General features: G+C 67.5%; 16 protein-coding genes and 1 pseudogene. 3 read left to right on the forward strand and 14 right to left on the reverse strand.

What is annotated here, in order from left to right; genetic code table 11:
* Nucleotides 1–9: 9 nt before the first annotated feature.
* From QFZ75_RS25005 to QFZ75_RS25045, 9 genes are all read right to left on the reverse strand, one after another.
* Nucleotides 10–1,659: a DUF262 domain-containing protein gene (locus QFZ75_RS25005; protein WP_307540302.1), complete on the reverse strand. Its 1,650-nt coding sequence runs from the start codon at nucleotides 1,657–1,659 to the stop codon at nucleotides 10–12.
* 96 nt (nucleotides 1,660–1,755) lie between these two features.
* On the reverse strand, nucleotides 1,756–2,418 hold the full coding sequence (locus QFZ75_RS25010) for a radical SAM protein (RefSeq protein WP_307540304.1): 663 nt from the start codon (nucleotides 2,416–2,418) through the stop codon (nucleotides 1,756–1,758).
* A gap of 128 nt (nucleotides 2,419–2,546) precedes the next feature.
* Nucleotides 2,547–3,611, reverse strand: a complete 1,065-nt coding sequence (locus QFZ75_RS25015) for a hypothetical protein (RefSeq protein ID WP_307540306.1) — start codon at nucleotides 3,609–3,611, stop codon at nucleotides 2,547–2,549.
* The gene (locus QFZ75_RS25020; protein ID WP_307540308.1) at nucleotides 3,604–4,989 is read right to left on the reverse strand and encodes a glutamine synthetase family protein; all 1,386 of its coding nucleotides are present in this window, start codon (nucleotides 4,987–4,989) and stop codon (nucleotides 3,604–3,606) included. Before QFZ75_RS25020 ends, QFZ75_RS25015 begins: the two co-directional genes overlap by 8 nt.
* Nucleotides 4,989–6,503 carry an amino acid permease gene (locus QFZ75_RS25025; RefSeq protein WP_307540310.1) on the reverse strand — a complete coding sequence of 505 codons (1,515 nt, stop codon included), beginning with the start codon at nucleotides 6,501–6,503 and terminating at the stop codon, nucleotides 4,989–4,991. The genes QFZ75_RS25020 and QFZ75_RS25025 overlap by 1 nt, the downstream gene beginning before the upstream one ends.
* A gap of 140 nt (nucleotides 6,504–6,643) precedes the next feature.
* On the reverse strand, nucleotides 6,644–7,639 hold the full coding sequence (locus QFZ75_RS25030; protein WP_307540311.1) for a hypothetical protein: 996 nt from the start codon (nucleotides 7,637–7,639) through the stop codon (nucleotides 6,644–6,646).
* A gap of 412 nt (nucleotides 7,640–8,051) precedes the next feature.
* A complete protein-coding gene (locus tag QFZ75_RS25035; RefSeq protein WP_307540313.1) occupies nucleotides 8,052–8,888 on the reverse strand; it encodes a protein kinase in 837 nt (278 codons plus the stop codon).
* A 69-nt stretch (nucleotides 8,889–8,957) separates the two neighbouring features.
* On the reverse strand, nucleotides 8,958–9,401 hold the full coding sequence (locus QFZ75_RS25040) for a hypothetical protein (protein ID WP_307540315.1): 444 nt from the start codon (nucleotides 9,399–9,401) through the stop codon (nucleotides 8,958–8,960).
* A gap of 248 nt (nucleotides 9,402–9,649) precedes the next feature.
* On the reverse strand, nucleotides 9,650–9,892 hold the full coding sequence (locus QFZ75_RS25045) for a hypothetical protein (RefSeq protein WP_307540317.1): 243 nt from the start codon (nucleotides 9,890–9,892) through the stop codon (nucleotides 9,650–9,652).
* Between the two features lie 114 nt (nucleotides 9,893–10,006).
* Between QFZ75_RS25045 and QFZ75_RS25050 the strand changes: the two genes are divergently transcribed.
* On the forward strand, nucleotides 10,007–11,347 hold the full coding sequence (locus tag QFZ75_RS25050) for a helix-turn-helix domain-containing protein (RefSeq protein WP_307540319.1): 1,341 nt from the start codon (nucleotides 10,007–10,009) through the stop codon (nucleotides 11,345–11,347).
* Here QFZ75_RS25050 and QFZ75_RS25055 read toward each other — a convergent pair.
* From QFZ75_RS25055 to QFZ75_RS25075, 5 genes and pseudogenes are all read right to left on the reverse strand, one after another.
* Nucleotides 11,325–11,858: an NUDIX hydrolase gene (locus QFZ75_RS25055; RefSeq protein WP_307540321.1), complete on the reverse strand. Its 534-nt coding sequence runs from the start codon at nucleotides 11,856–11,858 to the stop codon at nucleotides 11,325–11,327. The genes QFZ75_RS25050 and QFZ75_RS25055 overlap by 23 nt on opposite strands.
* Before the next feature lie 100 nt (nucleotides 11,859–11,958).
* A pseudogene (locus tag QFZ75_RS25060) lies at nucleotides 11,959–12,171 on the reverse strand (mobilization protein); the annotation flags it as partial.
* A complete protein-coding gene (gene mobC, locus QFZ75_RS41190) occupies nucleotides 12,168–13,001 on the reverse strand; it encodes a plasmid mobilization relaxosome protein MobC (RefSeq protein ID WP_373465940.1) in 834 nt (277 codons plus the stop codon). The gene mobC and the pseudogene QFZ75_RS25060, both read right to left, overlap by 4 nt.
* Nucleotides 13,002–13,392: 391 nt before the next feature.
* Nucleotides 13,393–14,082 (reverse strand): hypothetical protein, encoded by a 690-nt coding sequence (locus QFZ75_RS25070; RefSeq protein ID WP_307544771.1) that lies wholly within the window; start codon nucleotides 14,080–14,082, stop codon nucleotides 13,393–13,395.
* Between the two features lie 6 nt (nucleotides 14,083–14,088).
* Nucleotides 14,089–14,931: a helix-turn-helix domain-containing protein gene (locus QFZ75_RS25075; RefSeq protein WP_307540324.1), complete on the reverse strand. Its 843-nt coding sequence runs from the start codon at nucleotides 14,929–14,931 to the stop codon at nucleotides 14,089–14,091.
* Between the two features lie 768 nt (nucleotides 14,932–15,699).
* On the opposite strand from QFZ75_RS25075, the gene QFZ75_RS25080 reads away from it, so the two are divergent.
* Both QFZ75_RS25080 and QFZ75_RS25085 read left to right on the forward strand, forming a co-directional pair.
* Nucleotides 15,700–15,900: an AlpA family transcriptional regulator gene (locus QFZ75_RS25080; protein WP_307540326.1), complete on the forward strand. Its 201-nt coding sequence runs from the start codon at nucleotides 15,700–15,702 to the stop codon at nucleotides 15,898–15,900.
* On the forward strand, nucleotides 15,897–17,333 hold the full coding sequence (locus QFZ75_RS25085; protein WP_307540327.1) for a tyrosine-type recombinase/integrase: 1,437 nt from the start codon (nucleotides 15,897–15,899) through the stop codon (nucleotides 17,331–17,333). Before QFZ75_RS25080 ends, QFZ75_RS25085 begins: the two co-directional genes overlap by 4 nt.
* Nucleotides 17,334–17,379 lie beyond the last annotated feature (46 nt).

Consider the following 17,379-nt stretch of genomic DNA (forward strand, 5'->3'; position numbering starts at 1 on the left):
TGCTCCTGCTCAGTCCGCGGAGTCCCGGTCAACCGGCTCGTCGGTATTGCCGGTGCCGCTCTCGCCGTCGTCGGGAATGGTCACGCGCTGTTGAGCGCTGGCAGCGGACGAGCCGATGAGCTCCATCAAGCGGTTATGCAAAGTCTCGGAACGAGCGCGGAGGAACCCTTCGTAGTCGTCCTGCAGCGCAGCCTCGAAGGCGGCGTCGTCGATCAGGCAGGAGACCAGCCGTGTACGGATCGTGTCCATACCTTGAGTCTCGCACAGATCCTTGAGGTAGACCGAGGGCGGCTGGTCGCTGATGGCGATGTTTGATACGGAACTCAGCATGACCAGATTGGCGCAGACGTTGGCCTGGCTGATGTTGAGCCCCTGCTTCTTCAGAAACGATTTCGGGAAGAAGTGGTGGAACTCCTTGTCGTTCTGCCAGGAAAGCGCCTTGTCCGTGTCGATCCGGCGACCATTGCGGAGGTCCAGCGGGTGGGCCTCGGCGAGCATGAGGCCCAGCAGCTTCGACGGGGCGTTCGTGGCCCTGAACTGATTGCGGCGCCACAGAACACTGCGCGGCACGCCCGCACTGACCTCGATTTCATCGGTCCGGCCCTCGGCGAAGCCGAGTACCGCTTCGCGGTCGTCCGACATCTGTCGGGCGTTCCAGCCCTTAAAGTACTCGCCGCTGGCGGTGAGCCAGAACCAGCGCTCGATGGCGTCGTATTGGGCCGCCGTAGCCTTCGGCACCTGGCGGAAGATCTCCACCAGGACCGCGAACTGGTTGTAGTAGGGCAGGGCAGTAGCGCGTGGAGTGCGGACATGCGTGGTCAGGAAGTCGACCGCGAGCTTGGATGCTTCGGCAGCGGCCTTCACCGCTGCTTCCAGCTCGTCCTTGCTGAGGTTCCGCAGCTGGTTCATATCCTCACGAGAGAATCCGAACCCTGCCGCCGCTGAAATCGTCCGTAGCATCGTCTTCGTGTCGACCTTGCCATACTGCTTCCGGCTCAGGACTTCGAGCAGTTCGTCGATCTCATCCTTGAGATCGAACTCCGGGCTCCAGGTTGCGGCCCGCATGAGGTCGACGACGGTGAGGGGGGTCGCTGTGCTGTTGATCCGCTCGAAGACCTTGGCTACCTCGGTAGATGGCATGCCCCGCAGCGTGACGACGGCGACCTGATAGTTCGAGAATCGGTTGTACAGTCCCTCTGCGCGTTCCTGCAGCTCTGTGGAGCCGAGTTTCGAAGCGCGATTGGCGAAGGCGAAGCCGTTGGCGAGCAGCCGGACCGGGATCAGGTGCGGGAGTGGGTCCTCCAGCGTGTCTGTATGCCGGAACAGCTGCGCTTCGAGGTCGTAAACGATATTCCAGTTGCTCTCAGGGTCGTTGTCGGGGCTCCAGTGCAATGCGCCGCAGATTGTCGCTAGACGCTGCTGCCCATCAAGGATGTAGTTGACCGGGTATCCGTGCCGGTGTTCACCGACGACCAGGCCGGCGACCGTGCGCTCGCTCGCGAGTTGCTCCGTGCTCTGCCACAGCAGGATGCTTCCGATGGGGTAGTTGCGTGCCACTGAATCGAGCAGGTCGAGGATCTGCTGCCGGGTCCAAACGAAGTTCCTCTGGAACTTCGGCAGTACAACATCACCCTCCAGCACTCGGTCGACCACGGTCACCAACCGAGGCACGTTCGAGTCCGGATCCTGCGCTTGGCGCTTCTGAGCAGGAGTGATCGCCAACGCTGGCCCCCCATCTGAGCAGTCGACGACAGTCTATGAGGCGCCACTGACAACGCTGGCCGTCTCCGCTATAGCTGACCGCGTCCGGACGGCGCTGCCTAGGACCTCGCCGTGGCCGACGCTGCGGACCTGGTCGGTGACGATCCTGTCGGCGCCGAGGGCGAGCAGCTCCTCGCGGATCTGCGCGGTGCGCTGTCCCTCGAAGACCTCGACGATGCCGATCTGCAGACGGATGCCGCGGCGTAGGGCCTCGACGATGTTTGCGCGGGTCGCCGCGTGCGAGCCCCTGCGGTTGGTGACGCGCTCATGCTCTGCAGGATCGTCGCTGTAGTACGACGTCGCCACCGTCAACCGTGGGCGCATGAACAGCTCCCAGTGCTCAAGCTTCAGGCGGTACAGGTTGCTGTAGACCTGGACGGCGAGGCCGAGTACCAGGGCGCGGTTCACCAGAGCCTCGAAGTCGGGGTGCAGGGTGGGTTCCCCGCCGATGAACTGGACCTTCTTCACGCCGACCTCGGCGGCGTCGCTGATGAGCTGCTTCCAGTCGGCGGTGGACATCTCGCCGTGCCCGTTGGTGGGGCCCGATTTCGCGTAGCACAGGGTGGGGCAGGTGAGCTGACACCGTCCGGTGATCTCGAGTTCTAGGAACTCCGTTATGGCGGGCGGGGCTTGGGATCGCGCGGAGGTGATCGTCATGGACGGTTTCCTTTCGGTCGTGCTGAGCGGCGGGGGGCCGGGGTGGAGGGTGCCGTGTGGCCCGCCACCCCGGGTGTCTCAGAGACGGTGGACTCACATGTCGGGGGCAGCGAGTTCGTCCGTCGTGCTCACGGGCGCGTCTCCTGCATACGGTCGCGGTCATGCGTAGGGGTGGCGGGCTGTGAGGAGACGGGTGCTTCCGGGGGTGGCTGACCGGCGGTCTTCTTCAGCCGGCGGTCGATCTCGGTGAATAGGACGGCGAGGAGGACGCCCGCCATCAGCAGGTAGGGCAAGGACAGCCGCCCAAGTTCGGGGAAGAGGTTCCACAGGGTGTGTGCGGCCAATAGGGGCAGGAGGCTGCGGTAGCGCAGGTACAGCCAGACGCGGCCTGCGGCCATGGCGGCGGCGCCGATGGCGGGAAGCCCGAAGTAGGCGTGCAGTCCTATCTCGATGAGGCAGACCAGGGTGTAGATCTCCCATGTGGGCCTGCGTACGGCCTTCATCAGCGTGATCGTGGCCGCGACGATAACGACGTCCTCGATCGCGACGGAATGCACGATGGTCAGGGCGAGTTCTACCGGACCGCTGATACCGAGCGTGACCATCTGGCTGTCCCGCATGACCGGCACGATGTCCAGGTCGAGCCAGGTCAACAGCTTCCCCAGCAGGCCGAAGAGAAGACCGGACACGCCACAAACGATGAACCCCCACTGTGCGACCTTCCAGCGCTGCAGTTGCTGGACAGGCGTATACGGAGCCCCGTCGTCCGGCCAGACGCCGTGAGAACGGCAGATTTCCACCGCCAGCCATGCCACCGCGCAGCCGAACAGCGCCGGCCCCAGATCACGGCCCAGCGTGCCGGCCACCGGCATGGCCAACCCGGAGATCGCCACTCCCAGCGTCCCCGCCGCATGTCCTCGCAGCGGCCGCCACCAGCGCGGAGCGGTATTCGGGGCGGGTCGGCGAAGCACCAGCCAGGTGAGCCAGCCGCCCACCAGGTAACTGCAGGCGAGCTGGGTGACTTTGATCAATTCGGTGACCTCCCACTGCACGCCGTACAGGGACGCAGCGAACACCGTCCCGCTGGCCAGGCTCGCGAGGGTGGCCAGCGACAGCAGCCTTGCGAGCTGCCCCAGCACACGGCGCGCCGGCGTAGCAGTGACGGGGAACGCCACGGTGGGAACCTCAGCCACGGTCGAACCCCCTCGCCAGTTCCACGTCCGTCACCTCGAACGCGAGGGCGGCGTGTTCGAGCTCGGCGGCATGGACGTAGTGGTCCACGGGGTCGGGCCCGAATGCGAGCGACGCGATGCGGCTGCTGGCGAAGTCGGTGGTTGCCTCATCCAGGCTGTACGGCATCTCGCGCGCATGGGTGTCCTGGTAGCTGTCGCCCGTGCAGGGCGGGGGGAGTTTCGGCTGGTTGCGGAGGCCGTGGATGATCCCGGCGAGCGTCGCGGCCAGGGCCAGATAGGGGTTCGCGTCGGCGCCCGGCACGCGGTTCTCCAGATGCGGGTTCGACTCCTCGCCGGTGATACGGATGGCACACGTGCGGTTGCCGTGCCCCCACGTGAAGCGGGTGGGGGCGAACGAGTGCGGGCGGTAGCGCTTGTAGGAGTTGCTGGTGGGCGCGTACAGCGGTGCCAAGTGTGGGAGGGCGTCAAGGAGCCCGGCGACGGAGTGCTGCAGCGGTTCGGGCAGCTCACTGCCCTGCTCCATCCAGAACGCCGAGTCGTCCTCGTCGCGCCACAGGGACACGTGCAGGTGCAGGCCGCTGCCGACCCCGGTCTGCGGGGCGGCCATGAACGTGGGCGCCATCTTGTGCTGTGCGGCAAGGTGGCGCACCGCGTGCTGGTGGACGGTGTAGACGTCGCAGGCCGCCATTGGGGCCCCGTAGGGCCACGTAACCTCGATCTGGCCGGGTGCCCCTTCCGTCTTGATCGCCTCGGGCGGGCAGCCGGCCGTATGCAGGACCTCCCAGAGGTCGTGGAAGAAGGCGCTCAGGGCCGGCGGGTGGTCGAGGGCATAGTCGAGGTTGTAGGGCGAGACGGGGACGAGCCCTCGGTACCCGCGGCGGCGGGCCTGCGCCGGGGTGCCCTTGTAGAGCATGAACTCGCTCTCGATGCCGACCTTGGCCCGATACCCGAGGGAGGCCAGTTCGGCGATCTGCTGACGGAGCATCTGCCGCGGGGCGACGTCGATGGGCCAGCCGTGGCGGACAGCGTCGCCGTGGACCAGGACCGTGCCGGGCAGGTAGGACAGCCGGCGGATCGACTTCGGGTCGGGGACGACGTGCAGGTCCTGGAACCCGTCGTCCCAGCCCGTGAGGGAGTATCCCGGCTGTGCGTTCATGTTCAGGTCGGTGGCCAGGACGTAGGAGCACATCTCCGACTCGAAGCGGTCCAGGAACGTGCGGGCGTCGTGGAGCTTGCCCTTGAGGCGGCCCTGCATGTCGGGGACCGCGAGCATCACCGTCGTGATCTCGCCCTCTTCCACCAGGCGAACCAGGTTCTCCGGCTGCTGCAAGCCCGACGCCAGGACAGGCAGGTCGTTCGGTTGGGTCTCGTGGGTCATCACAGCACGCCTTCGGACAGTGCCACGGTTTCGGCTTCGGTGCCGAGCGGCGGGATCTTGTAGGAGCGTCGGCCCTTGGTGATCCAGGTGAGCCACGCGATGAGCAGGACCACCGCGAGGGCGATGCCGGCGTAGTTGAAGGACTGCACGGTGATCGGGGAAGCCTGTGGCAGGCAGAAGACGACGGTCAGCACGGCCACGTAGCCGACCGAGATCCAGCCCAGCGGCTTGCTCCAGGCGCCCAGGTGCCAGGGGCCCGGCGTGAACTTCTCTGGGTGGCGCCGCCGCAGATAGACCGGGATCACGTAGGCGGGTGTGATGCCGATGACGTTGATCGCGGTGACGGCAGCGTAGGCGGCCGGCGAGTACAGGCTGGGCAGCGCCAGGAGCAGCGCGATCCCCACCGACAGCCACACCGCGGGGACAGGGGTCTTGGTGCGGCTGCTGACGCGGCGCCAGGTCGCGGAGCCGTAGAGGGCCCCATCCCGCGAGAACGCATACACCATGCGGGAGGCGGCGGCCGTCTCCGCGTTCCCGCAGAACAACTGCGCGACGATCACGACGAGGAGCAGCCCCTTGGCCACGCCGGTGCCCAGGACGTCGATGAAAATCTGCGCCGGCGGCACACCCGTGCTCGTGCCCAGCGTGCCCGCATAGTCCTCGATGGCGAACAGCAGACCGGCTAGCAGAACGAACCCGGCCGCCCAGGACCAGGCGATGGCACGCACGATGCCCCTGGGCGCTGCGATCTGTGCGCCCTTGGTCTCCTCCGACAGGTGCGAGGAAGCGTCGTAGCCGCAGAACGTGTACGCGGCCAGCAGGCAACCGAGTGCGGCCACATACACGGGGTTGTCGAAGCCGGTGCCATTGTTGACGTGCGTGAACACGAAGCTGGCGCTCTGGCGCTCACCCGGGGCGAGGGTGAGCGCGCCGACGATCAGCGCGACGCCGGCGAGCTGCCACCACACCGAGATCGAGTTCAGCACGGTCACCAGGCGCACCCCGAGCGCGTTGAGGGCGCCGTGCAGCAGCAGGATGCCGGCGAAGATCAGCATCGTCGTCTCGGGTGTGGGCTCAAGTCCCCACTGCAGGTTGGCGAACGCGCCGACGAACAGCGCGCACCCGTAGTCGATGCCGGCGATCGCACCGAGCAGGCCCAGCAGGTTGAGCCAGCCGGTGACCCACGCCCAGCGGGGGCCGCCGAGGCGGTGGGCCATGTAGTACAGGCCGCCCGAGGTGGGATAGGCGGAAGTGACCTCGGCCAGGCACGCGCCGAGGATGAGGGTCATGGCGCCGATGCCGACCCAGCCCCACAGCATGACGGCGGGGCCGCCGGTGTTGAGGCCGTAGCCGAACAGGGTCATGCCGCCGGCCAGGATGCAGATCACGGAGAAGCTGATCGCGAAGTTCCCGAAGCCGCCCATGCCGCGTTTTAGTTCGGGCGTGTAGCCGTGGCCGCGCAGCGCCGCGTCGTCGTCCAGCGGACGGCGGCTAGTTGATCGTCTGTGCGGCATCGGGCACCTCGGGGGAGAAGGGAGGAGGGCAGAGATGGTGTGGTGCGGGTGGTAAGCGCAACGGAAAGGTCCTTGGAGGAGTCGGAGGAGAGAAGGGCGAGCGCAAGGGGCCGCGGCTGCGGAGGGTGGGCCTCGGATGGTCATCGGCGGCTCCTGGATTTCAGGGTGGGGCGGCGGGCTTTGAGGAATTCCTCCTGCCATTCCTGCGGTTCGTGGGCGACCTGGGCCCATGGCGCGGTGGTCACGTGTGGGCCGATCGCTTCGAACACCGGGCCGCTGTGGCCTACGCCGGTGGCCGTCAGGGCGTGTGCCAGGTGGTTGAGATCCAGCAGGGAGCGGGTGTCGGGCTGCCCCGGCGCGGGCTGCGTCGGCTCGAACCACTCATGCAGCGCCTTGCGGGCGTAGTGGGCTTTGTCCTCGGTGACCCAGTACGCGAGCACACTGGCGGTCTGCCGCGTCTGCCACTGCTTGCGGTACTGATCAACGAACGCGTACAGCGGCAGAACCTTCAGCGCGGACCCCGCCGGGGCTCTGGACGCCACCCACTGCGCGAAGGTGATCAGCTCATTGCCGCGGGCGCGGAAGACGGCGAGCATCCGGTGGAAGGCTTCACGGTTGTGCGCATCGCGCTGGTGCACCGCGTCCAGCAGCCGCCAGGGCCCCGGCGGCAGCAGGTCCTCACGCGCGATCCAGTTGAGCGGGCTGTGCGGCCGCTCCGGGTCGTCGTCGGCCTGCGCGAGCGTCATGAAGCACAAGGGCGGCACCGGATCGGCCTTCCACTCCGCGGCCGCACTGCAGGCGTAACGGGCCTTGAGGATGGCCTGCATCAGCTGTGGCCGGGAGGCCCCGTTGCGGTGGGCGAGGATCACGCGTTCGCTTAGCACGCGGGCCCGCATCATCCAGGCGTTCCAGTCCTCAGGCTCCTCCGCGGCCCACATTTCGATCGCCTCGGTGTCCACCGCCGCGCGGCCCAGGACCTGGCTTCGGCTGCACCGCAGTGACCAGGAATCCGTCCTGGTGAGCAGCTCCTTCGTGGACAGCCACCGATTCAGCCGCAGGTCCTCCAGGGCGACGCGCAGATCGGCATCCCGGCCGGCAGGGTGCGGAGTCGTCAAGCTCATGTCAGAAGAGGTCATCGGCGGACCCCTGACGCGAGAGAGCTGAGGGGAAAGCGAATGCGCACTGACCTGGTGCGCGTAAGAAGGGCATGAGAGTGCGATTCCTCGATGCAGGGGTGGGGCCGTCGGGCCGCAGCCTGTGTGATCCGCTGGCCATAGGGGGAGCCGGGACTGATGACTGCGGCCCGACGGGGCTTGTTGGGTCAGCCGGAGGCGGCTGTGCGCTCAAGCAGGGTCCGGGCCGGGAACCGGTTCGCCCACTTGACGTGCGGTTCGAGCGCAGGGCGTAGCGCCGGTTATGGAGCTGTTCCGGCTCTGAGACGCGGTAGAGCTGAAGGGAGCTGGCGTGTGTGGGGGGCTTAGAAAGTGTCGAAGACCGGACCACCCGGAATGCTGTCCAGGCTGAGGGCGGTCCAGTCTGATGTGTAGATCAGTTCAGGGCTTTGCCCACCTCGTAGATGGTGGGCCGGTCCTCCGGGGCGTGGCTGAGCATGGCGTCGATCAGGGCGCCCAGTTCACCGGGCACCTTCACTGAGCGACGTCGGCCGTTTGCCACCGCTTCTCTCTGTACGGAGCGTGGAGCGTCGTCCGGATACTCGACTGCCCGCCAGCCGGTGGCGGAGATGAGCAGGGACGCACCGAGTGCGTAGATGTCGGCAGCTTGGGTCGGCTCCGCCTCTCCTGTGGCGAGCACGCTGCGCGCGATCTCCGGTGCCTCGTAGTGGACCAGGCAGCCGCGGAACGGGAAGTCGTACCCCTGAGGCACCTGCCCACCCCGAGCCAGTGCTAGGTCGATGAGATGGGTGCGTTCGGGCCCGATGATGAAGTGGGCAGGCTGAATGTCTCCGTGGGCCCAGCCTTTCGCGTGCAGTTCGGCGAGCGCTTCAACGCATCCCAGCGCCACGCTGGCGTGCGGTGCGATGGACGAGTCCCGCCTACGGCAGGGTTCCCACAGCCGGTACAGGTCCGGCCCTTCCCGCCACGGCTGGAAGTTCCAGGTTCCCTGCTCCCACTCGCCGTACGCGACGTCCTCGAAGCCGAGGTGATGCAGCACGGCGCCTTCGCGTGCGGGAGCGAGAGCGGTCCAGGGCTGCGCGGCCCAGTCGGCTGTGGCCTCGATCGGGTAGCCGACTTTCACGGCGTAATGGCCCCGGGAGTTTTCGACTTCCCAGACCACGGAGCCTCGGCGGTTGATGATCAGGTACTGAGCTGTGGGCGTGAGCGCATCACGCAGTACGGCCGGCAGTTCAGGGGGCGAGCCGGACAAGGTCTTTCTCCTTCCTGGCGAGCACGGCCGACCACGAGCAGGGGCCGGCCGTGTCGCTGTTGTCGTGAGCTACGCCTGGCCGTACGGCCGGCCGCAGTCCGCGTCGCACTGTGCGAGGTTCTCGCCGTTCACGGTCCACAGGTCGTCGAAGACCATGAACCCGGCGGCTTTCATGGCGTGCGCCGCAGCAGCGACCATTTTCGGATCACGACCTCCTCCGCCCGGCTTCGGGTTGTGGTGCAGGAAACGCCCCGCGTACTGCTCGCACAGCCCGGCGTACTCCTTGGTGTGCAGGATGAGCGCGTGCAGGCCGAGGTCCACGTCGTCCGACGGCACCATGGCGACGGTGGCGGTGGCCGCGGTGACGAGGAACGCGACCGCCTGGTCCGCGATGCGCTCGGCACGCTCGGGCGTCTGTCCGTCATGGAGGACCACGAAGTGGGCGAGGCTCTCGAACAGGTCCTCGCCAGCCACCATGCGGCCGGTCCTCTGGTCGTTCGCTGTTGCCGTCATGCGTATCTCCTGGTGTGTGAGGTAGTGCGTGGTGAGCAGCTCCACCCCGGCCGCCGAGCTCGGCTCATAGACGACCGGGAAGAAGGCTTTGAGGCCGGCCTCGAACGGGGACGGGGGGCCGGGATGTGGCACCCGTTCGGGGCGGCCGTTCTACTGGCCGACGTTGAGGGTCATGCCGATCACCAAGCTGCGCGAACCGCTGATGCAGATGATGAACAGGAACCCGGTACACCGGCCGATGGCGCGCATCACAGTCCGACCCGACTGTTGTCGTTCTTCACGGCCAGGCGCGCGCTCAGTTCCTCTCGCGCGCTGAGTGCCGCCACCTTGTCCGGCATGGCGTCCCACTCCCTGCCGCCTCCGATCGGGCGTATCTGCACACGGCCACCGACCTCGCCCATGACGACGCCGATACGTCCACGGGCACTGTCCTTCGCCAGTTCGCCGATGTCTGGTCTGGTCTGCTGATTGCTCGCCATGCAGAGGAGCATCCCGAGCCGGGTACCTCTGCCAAAAGGTCAGGCTGATTACCCAACTTGGGTAATATCGCGGCAGGTAGAGAACCAGCGACGTTGCGTAGCCTTCGCAGTGTGGGAGCCTCCCAGATGCCCCAAGCCAACCAGCCGCCGGAACTGCCCGCGCGGTTGCTCACCGACCCCGAGATGATCGATGCGTGTCGGGTACGGGACTTCGCCGTGGTCTTCCGACTGGCCAAAGTCAAGGCCGGTATCTACCCGTCGATGATCGCCAGGCGATGTGACCTGACCCCGAGTCGAGTCGGCGAAGTGCTCTCCGGGCGGCGCCAGCTGGTGCACATGGATGTCATCGAGCGCATCGCGGACGGCTTACGCATTCCAGGGCACATGCTCGGACTTGCCCGGCGGTCGTGGGAGACGCCCCAGGCTCTTGTCGTCACCGACCGCGAAGCATTTCCGGTACCGGAGCCGGCGCAGCAGATCCCCGCGTCTCTGCCGGGCCCGGACGTGGACAGCATCTTGGCCATGGCCACCCGGACAAGTTTCAGCGCCGCCACCCTCGCGGCGTTCCGGTCTTCCATTGAGGACTACTGGCGACGAGACAATCAACACGGCGGAGAAGCCCTGAGGCCCGCCGTCGTTGGGCAGCTCCGATACGTGATCGGGCTCATGAAGGAGAACCGGCCGCCGTCCATCCAGTACGGCCTCTACGGCATCGCCGCCGAACTGGCACGCCTCACGGGCTGGATCTACTTCGACGCCCGCCAGTACAACCAGGCCCGCACCTACTTCAGCGAAGCTCTGCAACTGGCCAAGCACATCGACGACCGACAGTTCATGGCCAACGTCCTCGCCTGCATGAGCTTGCAGGCGACCTACCAGGACAAGCCCGCGGACTCTCTGGCACTCGTCACAGCCGCCCAGGACCAGGCCCGCTCGGCCCCCGACACCACCCCGCGTGTCCTGTCGATGCTGTCCATGCGCGAAGCCTTCGCCCACGCTTCCCTTGGTAGCCAGACCTCCACCCGCCGAGCGCTCACGGAGGCGCACCGCCAGTTCGAGCAGATCCGGACAAGCGACCCCGACCCGTCATGGGTGACCTACTTCGATGAACCGAAGCTCATCGTGGACACGGGCATCGCCCACGGCCGGCTGGGCGAAGCGGCCACCGCCGAACCCTTGATCGCGGACGCCTTACGGAGAGAAGACCGCGCCAACCACCGCGGCCGTGCATTTCATGCATTCTGGCTGGCCCGGACCCAACTGGACCAAGGCAAGCTCGACCAAGCGTGCCACACCGCTACACAAGCCCTGGAGTCCGCGTCGACCGTGGTGTCCGAGCGGGTGACGGGCCACCTGAGGGAGTTCTACGGCCAGTTGGCTCCCCATAGGCAAGAACCCGTAGCCCTGGCCTTCGAGGCCCGGCTACGGGAAGTTCTCCCACCCGTCAGCGGATCGTTTCATCCATGAGCAGGTACAGCAGACCGACGAGAGATCCGCTGCTCACGACCTCACGACGGTCGATCATGCCCCGCACCTCACTGAGGGGGACCCACTCGATGCGGTCGGACTCGTTCTTCTCCGTGGGCGGTCCGGAGTAGGTCGCGCCGTCGACGCGGAAGACGTGGTGCTGCGAGTCGGTGATCCCGTTGGCCGGCTCGGCATAAATCAGAGGCTTGATCGGACCAGGGCGCCAGCCGGTCTCCTCCAGCACTTCGCGAGCCGCTGCTTCCTCAGGTGTCTCGCCCTCTTCCACCAGGCCCATGGGGAGCTCCCAGGCCCACGAGTTGGTGATGAAGCGGTGCCGCCACATCATCAAGACCTCTTGGCGGTCATTGACCACGGCGGCCACGGCTAGGTGCCGCAGGCGAACTACGTGGTACTCCCAACGACGGCCGTCCGGCTGCTGGACATCAACCAACCACAGGTTCACCCAGGGGTTGTTGTAGATCTGGCGCTCACCGTGGGTCTTCCACTCCATGCCTGCGGCCCCTCTCGATCGGACTCCAGGATCTCAGACCGACCGGGATGGAGGCGTAAATTCCGTTCTTTTCGCGTCACACTGACGAGATGTGCGGTACGCGTTCGGAAGCATCGATGTTCTCCAGAAGCTGGTCGAGGAGCTGCTGGAGCTGTTTGCGTGTAGCGCTCTGGTCGCGGCCTGGGTCGGGGGCGTTGTTGTCCCAGGATGCGACGAGGTGCGGGTCGGTGTGCTCCTCGAACTTGCCTGGTCCGTAGGGGTAGTACAGGAGTCCGAGGGTGCGCTGCCCGCGTTTGTGGATCCTGGGGATCATGCCGGTGCCGCGTCCTGGTCCTGCTGGAGGAGCTGGTCGGTGGCGCGCTGGACGCGCTGGACGGCGCGCCGGGTCGCGGCGATGACGGCGTCCAGTTCGGGTGGGTGAGCGCCGGCGTTGATTGCGCGCGTGACCTGGTTGAGGTTGTTGCCGACGTGGCGGCGGGCGGCGAATAGTTCGGCGATCACCTCACGCTCGTCGGCGACGGCGCTTGCGGTCCGTTCGAGGTCTCGGGCGGCGGAGAGGGCAGCGCGGGCGAGGAAGCCTGCGCGGGTCAGGCCGGCGGCCTTCGCGCCAGCGGTTACGAGGGCGAGTTCGTCGTCGCTGAAGCGGGTGTTGCGGACGTGTGGACGCTGGCGACGCTGGTATTTGCGGCGGTGTATACGCGGCTGCTCAGGTCTGTCCTGTATCCCTTCTGGCTGCGATCCGCCCTCGGTCGCAGCCTCCTCGTCAGGCGTCCCCCGGCGCCGGACGAGCCCCTGCCCTCCAGGGGCAGGGGAACCCTTGGATACTCCGTCTTGAGCGGAGTATCCAAGGGGATAACTTGCTGTGCCGTTTGGGGCTGGGGAGGTTGCGTTCTGGTGCGCGTCGTCGGTCGTCTGAGGGTGACGCTGATGCATGGAAGCTCCTTGGCAAAGTATTTGAGGCGGGGCGGGGGCGGGGTCTGTGGTTGTCGGGGGCGTGAGAGAGGGCGGGCGGGGCCGGGGCGGTCCCGCGGGGATACAACGGATCGGGGACCGCGGGGACCGGCCTTCTATATCCGGTCCCGGGAAACGGTCCCCGTAGTCGGTCCACGCTTGAAGGGGCCGTGGTTCAGTCGGTCCCCGCATCTATCGGTCCCGGCAGGCGACGGTGACGTCGGTCCCCGCTCCCCACATGGTTGGTCCCCGGGTGTGCTGTGGGGACCGAGGGTGCTCTTGTGAGGCGTTGACCTGCTCGTTGACCCGGTCCCGGCCCCCGTGCCCGATTGGTCCGTTGGGGACCGGTCCCCGTGCGGCGCAGTGTTCGGCTCCGGGACCGGTCCCCGTGACGCCTCGTCAGGGGGACCGTCCCGCCGAGTTGCGCGGGGACCGTCCCTCAGTCTCTGAGGTCCCTCGCAGGACCGGTCCCCGTCGGCGTACGGTTCCCGGCCGGTCTCGGGGACCGAAGGTGTTGGAAATGCAATCTCCATAAGCTGCCTCGTCGCGGAGTGACAGCGAGAGACGGAGAGCCGAAGGAAGGTCACGCAGCCTTGTGCCGGCTGAGTTCCGCAGCGGCAAGGTCTACGCGGGTCGGGTGGGGCGTGGCGCGGGGTGCGTTACCCCTGGCACGGCCGTCGAGACCCATGCGTCGAGTGCGGCAGGGCTCGCCCTCGGCGGCGTGGCACCACTGGCACGGAACGCTGAGGGCATCGGGGTGTCCCTCGGCGACGGTGGTTTCGCGGGCGGCTCGGGTCGGCCGGTACCGGGCGAGCTCGGCGCGGGCGGCAGGTGGGATGCACGTACCGAGGGCGCGCAGGCGGTCTTCGAGGTCGGGGCTCGGGTCGCCGCCGGTGATCTGCCGGTGGGTCGACGGCGCGGCCGTGCCGGTGGCGACCGCGTGCCGGGCGGCGAGGAGTTCTGCACGCCAGGCAGCTTCGTCGTCCGGGCTGGCGGACGGAGTGGGGTCGGTGTGCCGAGCCAGGCGGTCACGGCGATAGGCCCGCCATGTGCGGACGACGTCCACCGGAAGGATCGGGTACGGGGAGTCGAGGACGTGGGTCCGTACCGCCTCGCGGACGTCCCAGCCGTGGGCAGTGGCCAGGGGTACGTCGCTGAGCAGTTCGTGCCACTGGGCGATCTGGTCGCGGGCCTCGCTGGCGGCGGTCCGGATCGTGCGGGGGTCGAGGCGGCCGATGTAGGCGAGGACGGCGGCGGTTTCGCGCGGGTTCAGGGCGGGTTACTCCATTCCGTTCGGTTCGTCGAGGGCGGCGAGCAAGGCGGCCATGTGCTCCTCGGAGCGCGTCATGCCGGGGGCCTTGGACGGCGTGCCTCCGCCGGGTATGCCACGCAGGTGCCGGCGGCCATGGTCGGCTGGGCGTTCGTTGGTGATCCAGGCACGCCAGTCAGCAGCCCAGGCGGCGGCCGGGCGGGGTGACCATGTGGCCCGGTAGGCACGCCACTTCTCGTCGGCGGCCTGCAGCCCGTGCTCGCCGAGCCGGGCCAGGTGCCCCTGTTGCTGCAGCCAAACGCGGGCTTCGTCGTCGATCTGCCACTCGGTGGCTGGAGTGAAGGGTGAGCTGCTGCTCTTACCGTTCATCTTTGGTTCTCTACTGTTCTGGGGGCCGGAATCCGTGCCTCCTCGGGGCCGGAATCCGCTCCCGCCAGGGGTCGAAATCCGGTCCTGGGGACCGGTATCCGGTCCCCTTTCGGGCGGGTCGGCAGGGCCGGATTCCGGTCCGGCGGGTGTCGGTATCCGGTCCCCCTGGGGGGTCGGATTCCGGTCCTCGTCGGCGGCTCGTTCGGCGAGGAACCGGGCGGCGGCCGGGAGTTGGTAGTACGTCTCTCCGCGAGGTCCCTTGCGGCCGTCGAGCTGCACCAGTTCGCCGCTGGCGATCAGCTTGTCGATGGCGTCCCGTACCGCGGTACGGGACGCGTTCGCCCGCTTCATGAGGGTGGGGACGGATGCGTACGCGATGCAGCGGAGGTCGAGGCACCGGTCGGCGATCAGGGTGAGGACCATGCGGGCGGTGCCCTTGCTTCGGCTGTGGTCCCACACCCATGCGCGGGCGTCGTGGCTCATCGGGTCGCGGCTCCTGGGTTCGGGGCGGGGAGGGGCGGCACCAGCCCGCTTCGGGGCGGTGCAGGGAAGGGCGCGGCGCGGCGGTTCCCGGTCTGGTGGCGCTGACGAGGGCCGCAGGCGGGTGCACGAGGGCATCCGGTCCAGGCCCTGGAATACCGAGGTTGCTCAGGCGCCCGGGATCAGGATTCCGGGCGCCTGAGCAAGACAGCCACACCCGCCCCGGACAAGTCCAGCATTCTCCGGAGAAAGCAAGCAGCCCTCGGCGAACACATCAAGAGTGGGGCCAAAAAACAATAAGCCCGGATTGGCGGCTGACGAAATAGTGCCGGAATCCGGCAGGTCGAACCGGGGCAACTCATAACCCTTCGGTACTCGCGTCCGCAGAGTCCCGCCCCATTGCGGTACGCCGTCTCCGGGCAGTTGCAGGAGGCTCACCAGTGCCGGTGCGTCCACCAGGGTGGCCGACCTTGGGCACTACCCGAGGTACTGCCTGAGGTACTGCTGTTTCCTCCATCCGGGATGCCGTGCGAAATTCCGCCGCTTTTACGGTGGCGTATGGGGTAAGTCAGACAATAAGGGCGGGCAATATAACACTACATCGCCGGTTTGCGAAACCGGCGATTCTCCGGACAGTTATGACGTCAATCGAGGCTGATCCCGACCGCAGATCTGCGTCGCTATCGGTTTCCAAGTCCGCAATTCCGCCGGCCTTTCGCACCGTCCCGGCGCAACCGCAGGACTCCCCGCCCCCTGCCCGAGGAGCACCGTTTGACGTCTCCGTCCCGCCGTCCCACCGACAAGCTCACGGTCGACGAGTTCTGCACCGACCTCCGCATCTCCCGCTCCACGTTCTACGACTGGCGCAAGAAAGGCCGAGGCCCGCGCTGCATACGCATCCCCAACGGTGCCCTGCGCATCCGCCGCAGTGACTACGAGAACTGGCTCACCGACTGCGAGGACAACGCGTGAGCAACCGGTCCTTCAAGGTCCGCTTCTACGACACGGAGGTCTACAGGGGGAAGCGCAAGACCACCTACACCGTCCGCTGGTCCGTCAATGGCACCCGGCGAGGCCGAAGTTTCGAGACGAGTGCACTCGCGGAATCGTTTCGCGCCGCACTGCGCGTCGCCGCCAATGATGGCGAGCCCTTCGATTCGGACACCGGACTGCCGGTCTCGCAGATCGCGTCACCGGTCGAACTCACCTGGTACGAGTTCGCCCGCCAGTACGTCGACGCGAAGTGGCCCCGCATCTCGGCGAACAATCGCAAGAACACCGCCAAGGCCCTCACCAAAGCCACACTCGCCCTCCTGCGCGCCGAACCCCCCGACCGCTTCGACCCGGTCGAGGTACGACGGGCCCTTCGCGAGTACGCCTTCAACAAGCTGAGACGGGACGAGGCCCCGCCCGAGGTCCGCACGATCCTGTCCTGGATCAGCCGCAATTCCCTTCCCATGACGGCTTGGGAGCACACCGCGCACCTCGACGCCGTCCTGCGAGCGCTCGACACCCTCCTGGACGGCACCCCGGCCGCCGCCAGCTCGGTCAGACGTGAGCGGCGGATCCTGAACGTGGCGATCAAATACGCCGTCCGTCAGAAGATCCTCACCGACAACCCGTTGCCCACGGGCAAGGACGAGGACGCGGCTCCCAGGGTCGCCGAAGCCGTCGACAAGCGCTCCCTGCTCAACCCCGGCCAGGTCGCCACGCTCCTTACCTGGATCGGCGCCCGCCCCCGCACCGGCCACCGACTCCACGCGTTCTTCGCCACGCTCTACTACGCGGGCCTGCGCCCAGAGGAAGCCGTCGCGCTGCGTGTCGGCGACGCCACGCTGCCCGCTGAGGGCTGGGGCCAGCTACTCGTCCACACCGCCGAGCCCGAAGTCGGCAGCCAGTGGACCGACGACGGTCAGGTCCACGAGACCCGCCATCTCAAGGGCCGCGCCCAAGGCGACACCCGCGTCGTCCCCGTCCACCCCGCTCTGGTCGCCACCCTGCGAGACCTGATCGAGGCGGACGGCCTGAAGCCCGGCGACCTCCTCTTCCCCGGAGAGAAGGGCGGACTGCTGGCCGGATCGGTCTTTCGGCGTGCCTGGAACAAGGCCCGCGAGGCCGTCCTGTCCGAGCACGAGTACAACTCGCCGACCGGCAAGCGCGTGTACGACCTTCGGCACACCTGCCTGACCACCTGGCTGAACAACGCCGTCCCGCCCGCCCAGGTCGCCGAATGGGCCGGCAACAGCGTCCCCGTCCTGCTCGCCACGTACGCCCGATGCGTCACCGGCCAGCTCGCCGCGCTCCAGCAGCGCATCGAAGGCCCCCAGCGACTGCCCGCCGGGCTGTCTCCAAGCGTGCGGGTTCCTACGCTTGGTTCCTCGCCCACACCGCATCGCCGTACCTGATCCAGCGGACTGTGCAGACCGCCACCTGCGCCTCCGGCACCGTCGT

Source organism: Streptomyces sp. V3I8 (genome assembly GCF_030817535.1).
GTDB lineage: Bacteria > Actinomycetota > Actinomycetes > Streptomycetales > Streptomycetaceae > Streptomyces.